This is a genomic window from Streptomyces sp. NPDC007162 (assembly GCF_040634175.1).
In the GTDB taxonomy this organism is placed as follows: domain Bacteria; phylum Actinomycetota; class Actinomycetes; order Streptomycetales; family Streptomycetaceae; genus Streptomyces.
The window spans coordinates 1-9,001 of the sequence record NZ_JBEYFC010000380.1; the positions used below are offsets into that span (position 1 = coordinate 1).

At 74.2% G+C, this 9,001-nt stretch carries 6 protein-coding genes; 2 read left to right on the forward strand and 4 right to left on the reverse strand.

Annotation, left to right across the window (positions count from 1 at the left end; translation table 11 throughout):
* Nucleotides 1–650: sugar-binding domain-containing protein (locus ABZ646_RS33070; protein ID WP_360527128.1), on the reverse strand; the 650-nt coding region annotated here is incomplete at its 3' end.
* Between the two features lie 272 nt (nt 651–922).
* Between ABZ646_RS33070 and ABZ646_RS33075 the strand changes: the two genes are divergently transcribed.
* Nucleotides 923–3,307, forward strand: coding sequence for a SpoIIE family protein phosphatase (locus ABZ646_RS33075; protein WP_360527131.1), 2,385 nt, complete (start codon nt 923–925; stop codon nt 3,305–3,307).
* Here ABZ646_RS33075 and helR read toward each other — a convergent pair.
* The 3 genes from helR to ABZ646_RS33090 all read right to left on the reverse strand — a co-directional run bounded on the left by helR (nt 3,304) and on the right by ABZ646_RS33090 (nt 8,013).
* Nucleotides 3,304–5,478, reverse strand: coding sequence for an RNA polymerase recycling motor ATPase HelR (helR, locus tag ABZ646_RS33080; protein ID WP_360527134.1), 2,175 nt, complete (start codon nt 5,476–5,478; stop codon nt 3,304–3,306). The genes ABZ646_RS33075 and helR overlap by 4 nt on opposite strands.
* Before the next feature lie 638 nt (nt 5,479–6,116).
* A complete protein-coding gene (locus ABZ646_RS33085) occupies nt 6,117–7,319 on the reverse strand; it encodes a glycosyltransferase (RefSeq protein ID WP_360527137.1) in 1,203 nt (400 codons plus the stop codon).
* A gap of 145 nt (nt 7,320–7,464) precedes the next feature.
* On the reverse strand, nt 7,465–8,013 hold the full coding sequence (locus tag ABZ646_RS33090) for an RNA polymerase sigma factor (protein ID WP_132894297.1): 549 nt from the start codon (nt 8,011–8,013) through the stop codon (nt 7,465–7,467).
* Between the two features lie 46 nt (nt 8,014–8,059).
* Between ABZ646_RS33090 and ABZ646_RS33095 the strand changes: the two genes are divergently transcribed.
* Nucleotides 8,060–9,001 (forward strand): serine/threonine-protein kinase (locus tag ABZ646_RS33095; RefSeq protein WP_360527141.1); only part of this gene is annotated, 942 nt, incomplete at its 3' end.

The following is a 9,001-nucleotide window of genomic DNA, read 5'->3' on the forward strand; positions in this document are numbered from 1 at the left end:
GGGTCAACGTGCCGCTGCGCTACCACAGTCCCCGGGAGTTCGCCGAGTTCCTCCGGCTCTACGTGGAGGCGGTCCGCGGTGAGGGAGCTCTGCTGGTTCTGCACCTTGACCGCGAGGACGTTCTCGGTGCTGCCGTCGGTGTGCAGCAGCCCGGTGAGGTCGAGGGCGAAGCCGGTGTACCCGTAGGGGTGACGGCCCACCTGGGTGCCGTTGCAGTACACGTACGAGTCCATGTAGACACCGTCGAACTCCACCGAGATCCGCTTTCCGGCACAGTCGGGCGGCAGGGTGAAGGCGAGCCGGTACCAGCCGAGGCCGCCCGGGAAGAAACCGGTGCCGCTGGTGGTGCCGTGCTCGGTGGTCGGGGTCTGCTCGATGCTCCAGTCGTGCGGTACGGCGACCTGGCGCCAGGCCGAGTCGTCGTACCCGGGGTCGGCCGCGGCGGCGTAGGAGCCGGTCGGGTCGGTGATCCCGCCCGGGTTGACCAGCGCGAAGCGCCAGCCGTCCCGCAGGGCGACCGTGCGCCGACCGGTGACCTGCGAGGACGTACCTCTTTCCGGGGCCGCCCAGGCGTCCGGTGCGCCCAGCAGGGCGCCGACCGCGGGGGCTGCCGTGGCTGCTGCCAGAACCGATCTGCGCGTGACCGTCATGGTGCGGCTCTCCCTCATCAGGGCTCAGAACTACTCACAACTGATCGTGAACAAACAGATTCTGACGGTGTGACACGTGCGGCCGTCAAGGGTCCGGAGGGGTCCGGCCATGCCTCCGGTCCCGTCGGCCGGTCCTCGTTCGGCAGCCCGGACAGTGCGCCGCACCGCCCGGCCGGGCACCGCCGCTTGCCGGTCGCGGGCGGTCCCGACGCACTACCCTGAACACCAGTGGTGCACCTGTTGACTGTGAGTGTGCGCTTGGGAGTGGCGAGATGAGCCGGGTCTATCCGTTCGACGATGCGGCGACGGCCCGGGCTGTCATCGACGAGAACGGCACGCTGGTCGAGTGGAACGAGGGCGCGCGGCGGCTCCTCGGCCACCCGGCCGGCGAGGTCGTGGGCCGGCCCGCCGCGCGGCTGCTCGCCGCGGGCACCACGCCGCCCGCGCCCGCCGGCGCCCGCTGGGACGGCGTCCTCGGGCTCCGCCACCGGGACGGCCGTGCGCTGTCGGTCTGGCTGCTCGCCCACCACCGCACGGCGAACGACGAACGCCCCGGCCACTGGCTGGTGGTCTCCCCGCTGGACGGCAGCGGTCCGCGCGGCCCGGACGACCCGTTGGGCACGGCGGCCCTGATGCAGTCGCCGTGCGCGGTCGCCGTCTACGACGAGCACCTGCGGCTGCGCCGGGTGAACGAGGCGATGGCCGAGGTCATCGGACTGCCCGAGGAACACATCCGGGGGCTGCGGATCGAGGAGATCGGCGGCAAGCCGCAGAGCGAGGAACTGGAGCGGAACATGCTCCGGGTGCTCACCTCGGGACGCCCGCTGGACGTCCAGACGTACATGCGCACCGGCGGCGAGGACCTGGCGCACGCCTGGCTGGCCCGGATGGCGCCGATCACCGACACGACGGGACGGGTGCGCGGGGTGTGCCTGGCCGCGCACGACTTCACCGAGAACTACCTGGCCAGGGAGCGTCTCCAGCTGGTCAACGAGGCGAGCGTACGCATCGGCAGCACCCTGGACGTCACCCGTACGGCGCAGGAGCTGGCCGACGTCTGCGTACCCGCGCTCGCCGACTTCGTCACCGTCGACCTGCTGGACCCGCCGGAGACCGGCGACGAGCTGCCGGTCCGGCTGTGGGCGCCGGTCACCCTGCGCCGCACCGCGCACCGGTCCGTGCTGCCCGGCACCCCCGAGGCGGTGCTCCAACCCGGGCACGCCGAGTCGTACCCGGCCTTCTCGCCGCAGGCCGACTCGCTGATCGCGGGCCGGACGATCGTGGCCTCGGTGCCCTCGGGCGACATGACGAAATGGCTGACCTGGCACAAGATGCGCGGCGAGCGGGTGCGCGAGTTCGGCGTGCACGCCTCCATGGCGGTGCCGATCCAGGCCCGCGGGGTGACCCTCGGGGTCGCGGTGCTCACCCGGCACCGGCGGCCCGACCCGTTCAGCGCGGACGACGTGCTGCTGGCCGAGGAGATCACGGCGCGGGCCGCCGTCTGCATCGACAACGCCCGCCGCTTCTCCCGCGAGCGCGAGACCGCCCTGGCCCTGCAGCGCAGCCTGCTGCCCCGGACGCTGCCGCACACCGCCGCCCTGCGGGCCGCCTCGCGCTATCTCCCCGCGGCCCGGGCCGGGGTGGGCGGCGACTGGTTCGACGTGATCCCGCTGTCCGGGCTGCGGGTGGCCATGGTGGTCGGGGACGTCGTCGGCCACGGTGTCCAGGCCTCGGCGACCATGGGCCGACTGCGGACCGCCGTACGCACCCTGGCCGACATCGACCTGGCCCCGGACGAACTGCTCACCCACCTCGACGACCTGGTGCTGCGGCTCTCCGAGGAGCAGGGTGGCGAAGGCAGCCCCGGGGAGGTCGGCGCGACCTGCCTGTACGCCGTCTACGACCCCGTGTCCCGGCGGTGCACGATGGCCCGGGCCGGTCACCCCCTCCCCGTCGTCCTGCGCCCGGGGGGCCGCCTCCACGAGGTGGACCTGCCCGCGGGCCCCCCGCTGGGCCTGGGCGGACTGCCGTTCGAGTCGATCGAGATCGAGTTGGCCGAGGGCACGGTGCTGGCGATGTTCACGGACGGGCTGATCACCTCCCGGCACCGGGATCCGGACACCGGGCGCCGTCTGCTCCACGAGGCGCTGGCGGCGTACAGCAACTCCCTGGACGAGACCTGCGACCGGATCCTGCACGCCCTGCTGCCGTCGGGCGGCGCGGCCGACGACGTGGCCCTGCTGCTGGCGCGCACCCAGAGCCTGCCGCCGTCCCGGGTGGCGACCTGGGACGTCCCCGCCGACCCCGCCCTGGTCGCGCGGATCCGCAAGGAGGTCGGGGAGCAGCTGGACGGGTGGAACCTGAGCACCGCCGCCTTCACGGTGGAGCTGGTGGTCAGCGAACTGGTCACCAACGCCATCCGCTACGGCGCCCGCCCCATCCGGCTGCGGCTGATCAACGACCTGACCACCCTGATCTGCGAGGTCTCCGACACCAACCACACGGCACCGCACCTGCGCCGGGCCAAGACCTGGGACGAGGGCGGCCGGGGCCTGCTGCTGGTGGCGCAGCTGACCCAGCGCTGGGGCAGCAGGCACACGGCCGACGGCAAGACGATCTGGGCCGAGCTGTCGCTGCTCGACCAGGACGGGGGCTAGGCGCCGCTCGTGAGGATCACCAGTTGCCGGGTCGCCCGGGTCATCGCCACATAGCGGTCCACCGCGCCCTCGACGCCCTCGCCGAACTCCTCCGGGTCCACGAGGACGACCAGGTCGAACTCCAGTCCCTTCGACAGCGCAGGGGGCAGCGAGCTGACCCGGTCGCCGGCGGTGTGGGCGGGAGCGCCGATCACACAGGCGATGCCCTCGGCATGGGTGGCGAGCCAGGTGTCGACGACGGTGTCCAGCTCCGACACGGAGCCGTGCACGACGGGCAGGCCGCCCACCCGGATCGAGGTCGGCACGTTGGCGTCCGGGAGCACGGCCCTGATGACCGGCTCGGCCTCCGTCATGATCTCTTCGGGTGTGCGGTAGTTGATGCTCAGCGAGGCCAGGGTGATCCGGTCGAAACCGACCCGTTCGAGGCGTTCGCGCCACGACTCCGTGAACCCGTGCCGGGCCTGGGCGCGGTCCCCGACGATGGTGAAGCTCCGGGACGGGCAGCGCAGCAGCAGCATCTGCCACTCGGCGTCGGTGAGTTCCTGGGCCTCGTCCACGACGATGTGCGCGAAGGGCCCGGCGAGCAGGTCCGGGGCCACGGTGGGCAGTTCGGACTCGTCGACCAGGCTGACCTTGGCGTCCGCGCCGCGCAGCATCCTCACCAGGCCCTCGCCGTCGTCACCGTCCGCGCCCGAGTCGGCGGCGGCCCCGATCAGGTTGTCGACGACCTGTGCCATCCGCTCGCGCTGTACGGCGAGGACGGCCTCCTGCCGCTGCCGGCGCCGGGCCGCCTGCGGGTCGCCGAGCCGCTGCCGGGCCGCGTCCAGGAGGGGCAGGTCCGACACCGTCCAGGCCTGCGCGTCGGTGCGCCGCAGCTTCCGCACGTCGTCCGGGCCGAGCCACGGGGCGCACATCCGCAGGTAGGCGGGCACCGACCACAGGTCCCCGACCAGGTCGGTCGGCTCCAGCAGCGGCCATGCCCCGTGCAGGGTGCCGACCAGCTCGCCGTCCTGCTGGATCGACGCGCGGAACTGCTCGGGCGTGACGTCGTCACCGGCGTACTTGTCCAGCAGGATGGCGGCCAGCTCGTCCCAGATCTGGTCGCGGGCCTCGTTGTGCGGGGTGCCCGGCGCCGGTGCGCGGAACGCGTCGGCCCAGTCGTCGGCGGTGAGCCGCAGGTCGGCCCAGTCGGTGCTGACCGTCGTCCCCTCGGCGGGCGGCTCCTCGTAGAAGCGGACGGCCGTCTCGATCGCCCTCACCATGTCGGCGGACGCCTTCAGCCGCGCCACCTCGGGGTCGGGCTCGGGTGCCGCGCCGGCTCCCTCGTCGACGAGGTCGGCCAGGACGCAGGTCTGCACGCCCTCCTCGCCGAGGCTGGGCAGCACGTCGGAGACGTAGGTCAGGTAGGGCCGGTGCGGGCCGACGAACAGCACCCCGCCACGCCGGTGCCCGAGGCGGGGGTCGGCGTACAGGAGGTGGGCGGTGCGGTGCAGGGCGACGACGGTCTTGCCGGTGCCCGGGCCGCCGTCGACGACGAGGGCGCCCCGGGATCCGGCGCGGATGATCGCGTCCTGGTCGGCCTGGATGGTGGCGAGCACGTCGCGCATCCGAGGTGACCGGTCGGCGCCGAGGCCGGCCACGAAGGCCGACTGGTCGTCGAGCGCGGCATGCCCTTCGAGCCCGTCGGCGGTGAACACCTCGTCCCAGTAGTCGCTGATCCGGCCGTCCGTCCAGCGGTACCTGCGTCGGCTGCGCAGCCCCATCGGGTCGGCGTGGGTGGCCGCGAAGAACGGCTCGGCCGCGGGGGACCGCCAGTCGACCAGCAGCCGGTGGCCGTCGCCGTCGGTGAGACCGAGCCGGCCGACGTAGACGGGCTCGGGGTCGTCGGCGCGGACGAAGTGCCCGAGGCACAGGTCGAGACCGAAGCGGCGCAGGGTGCGCAGCCGTCCGGTCAGCCGGTGGATCTCGTTGTCCCGGTCCATCGCGGCCCGCCCGGTGCCGCCCGGCGCCCTGAGCTCGGCGTCGAGGCGGTCGGACAGCTCAGCGATCGACTGCGCGAGAGAGTCGGCGACGGCGGCGAAGTGCCGCTCGTCACCGGCGATCAGGAGCGGATCGGCCTTGGCGGAGAGACGTTCGGGCAGGGCGAAGGCGCGGGTGGTCAGGGGGGTCACTGCATCAGCTCCAGGGGGAGGCGGTACGACCGGGGGCGCGTACGGCGGGGCGCCGGGACCGGCGGACGGACAGGGTGGGGCGCCGGGGAGTACGAGTGGGGGTCGAGGGAGTGGAGGGGGCCGCACCGGGCTCAGGACCCGGCGGACCACAGTGCACGGCACGCACGGCCAAGGGCTCCTGGCGCACCTGCCGTGCGGCGCGCGAGCCCGGAACCGACCGGCGGACGGCTGCGCACGAGCGCGAGGCCGGGGCGACCGGCCGCCGACCGCCTACGGGCGTGAGCCCGGGCAACCGGCGACCGCGAATCAGCGTGAACCCGGGGGCAACCGGCGACCGCGCACGAACTGAGCCCGGGGCAGACCGGCCGCCGCACACCTGAACCCGGGGGCCACCAACTCCCGCGTCCCGGCTGAGCCCGGGGCCGACCGGCCGTCGCGGACCGGCATGAGCCCAGGACAGACGGGCCACCGCGAACCCGCCCGAACCCAAGGCCCGACCAACTCCCGCGTCCCGGCTGAGCCCGGGGCCGGCCGGTCGCCGCGATCCGCGTGAGGCCGGGGCTGCGGGAGTCGGGGAACCGGTGGGTGGTTGCGTGCGGTCGGCGCGCGGGGTTCGGCGGACGGTTCCGGGTCCGGGTTCAGGCGCCGTCCAGCAGCAGCCTCGCCGCCACCGTCGCCCCGTCGGTGCGCATCGTGCGGGCCACTTCGGCGGCGCGGGTGCGCGTCCCGGGGGCGAGGGCCGCCGCGAGGGCGGTGGAGAGGGAGTCGACGGTCGGGGTCGGGCCGTCGTGGGCCGCGCCGATGCCCAGCTCGGCCACCCGGGCGGCCCAGTGCGGCTGGTCGACGATCTGCGGGACGACCACCTGGGGCGCCCCGGCCAGGGCCGCGGTCGTCGTCGTGCCCGCGCCGCCGTGGTGCACGACGGCCGCGACCCGGCGGAACAGCGCCTGGTGGTTGACCTCACCGATCACGAAGCAGTCGGCCCCGTCGTCGGCCGCGGCGAGCTCCGCCCAGCCGTGCGCGACGAGCGCCCGGCGCCCCTGGGCCCGTACCGCCTCGACGGCCACCTTCGCGGCGTCCGGCGCGCCGCGCAGCGCCATGCTGCCGAAACCCACGTACACCGGCGGTTCACCGGCTGCCAGGAACGCCGACAGGTCGTCGGGCAGCGGGCGTTCGTCCGGCAGCACCCACGCCCCGGTCTGTACGAGGTCGAGGTCCGTGAGGTCCTGCCACGGCCCGAGGACCGGGTCCGCCGCCAGCCATGCCCGGTCGGTGAGGACATGCTCGCGGACGTTCTCGACGGGCGGCAGGCCGATCGCCGCCCGGTGGGTGTTGAGCGCCTCGCCGTACAGCGCGTTCACCTTCTCGCCGTCCACCTTCCACAGCGTCCGCAGGTCGGCGTCCGGCGGGGCCGGACGCCCCGGCCGCCCGACCGGCCGGAAGTGCGAGGACGGCATGCCGAACGGGTGCGGGCAGGCGAACACGTACCGGATGCCCAGCTTCTCCGTCACCGACCGGGCCCCGGCCGGCATCAGTCCGCTCGCCACCAGCGCGTCACACCCCTCGGCCGCCGGGGCGACCGTGTCGAAGTGCGCGGCGACCAGCTCGGGCGCGAGCTTGAAGGCGTCCTCGGGCGACGGATTCGGCCTGGTCACCAGGGCGCGCACGGAAGGCCCGAACGGTACGTGCGACACACCCGCGCGGGCCAGCAGCTCCGCGAACTCCGCGTCCGGCGGCGCGCACACCCGGACCTCGGCCCCGAGGGAGCGCAGCGCGGCCCCCAGTCCCGCCAACGGCTCGACGTCCCCGCGCGACCCGTATCCCATCAACAGCACACGCATGTCGCGTATCCCCCTAAAAACCGCAGTTCCTGGTCTCGGCCTGCGATTCTGCGGGACGAGGGGGGCCTTGCCGCAAGCCCCCCGGTGCGCTATAGGTTGAGAAGGGAAAGGGGCCGCACGGATGCGGCCCCTCACTGCTGTCAGGTCACGGCGCGCTCAGCCACGGCCGGACCTGCTTGCGCGCCTCGTGCAGCCGCGACTTCAGCGTTCCCAGCGGAATCCCCACCCGCTCCGCGACCTCGGCGTAGTCCAGCTGGCAGATGTCCCGGTAGACCAGCGGCGCGACCAGCTGCGGGTGCTCCCGCTCCAGCCGGTCCAGTGCCTCCAGCAGGTCGATCCGGGATCCCGCGATCACGCTGGTGGTGCGCGGGTCGACGTACTGGGCGGGTTCGATGGCCGCCGGCTCCTCCGCCGCCCGCCGCTTCAGGTCCCGGTACTTCTGCCGGGAGCAGTTGGCGACGACCGTGTACAGCCAGGTGCTGAACCGGCTGCGGCCCTCGAAGGTGGAGATCTTCCGGGAGATCTGCAGCAGCACGTCCTGGGCCGCCTCCTCGGCGTCCTCACGGCACGGCAGGAAGCGTCCGCAGCGCCGTACGACGTCGGGCCGGACCTCGGTCAGCAACTGGTTCAGGGCCCGCTGGTCGCCGGCGGCGGCCCGCCGGGCGAGGTCTTCGGTCAGCGCGGCGTCCGGCACGGGAGGTCCCCCTCGAAGTCGATCTCAGGCCAGGCATGATAGTCGTATGCAACCCCTGGAGCGGATCGGCCGCTATCGCCTCGAACGGCGCCTGGGCACCGGTGCCTTCGGGACGGTCTGGCTCGCCCACGACGACCAGCTGGACGCCCCGGTCGCGGTGAAGGTCCTCGCCGACAACTGGTCCCACCGTCTCGACATCCACGACCGTTTCCTGTCCGAGGCGCGACTGCTGCGCCGGGCCGACTCCAAGCGGGTGGTGCAGGTCTACGACATCGGCGAACTCCCGGACGGCCGGCCGTACTTCGTGATGGAGTACGCCGACGCGGGCACCCTCGCCGATCTGCTCGCCGGTGGCCCGCTGCCGGTGCCCGACGCGCTGCGGCTGACCGCGCTGGCGGCGCGCGGCGCGGCCGACCTGCACGAGGCGGGGATCGTGCACCGGGACATCAAGCCGACCAACGTGCTGCTGCGCACCGCGCCGGACGGCACCCGGCGGGTGCTGCTGGCCGACCTGGGGCTCGCGAAGAGCCTGGCGCAGGCGTCGGGGCTCACCCTGGCCGCCGGCTCGGCGGGCTACCAGCCGCCGGAGCAGGCCCAGCCCGGCGCCGGCATCGACGCCCGCGCCGACATCTACGCCCTGGGGGCGGTGGGCTACGAGCTGGTGACCGCGACGGTGCCGGGCGCGCCCGGCCAGGTGGTGCGGCCCGACCGGCTGCGGCCGGACCTCGGGGAGGACGTGCAGCGGGCGCTGATGCGGGCCCTGGAGCCGGACCGGCAGCGGCGCTGGCCCACCGCGCACTCCTTCGCGGACGAGCTGGACCGGCTGGCGGAGCGCTCGGCGGCCCGTCGGCCGAGGCGGCTGGACGGGGTCCGCCGCCGGCTCAACGCGGTCACGCTGACCCTGGCCGCGGTCCTCGCGGCCGGCGGCACCGCGGTCGCGGTCACGCTGGTGCAGCGCGGCGGGACCGCGGGCGACCAGACGCGGGTC

Bases quoted from the DNA above. Each gene is read 5' to 3' on its own strand.
- ABZ646_RS33075 (WP_360527131.1), top strand. From the start codon at position 923: ATGAGCCGGGTCTATCCGTTCGACGATGCGGCGACGGCCCGGGCTGTC.
- ABZ646_RS33085 (WP_360527137.1), bottom strand. From the start codon at position 7,319: ATGCGTGTGCTGTTGATGGGATACGGGTCGCGCGGGGACGTCGAGCCG.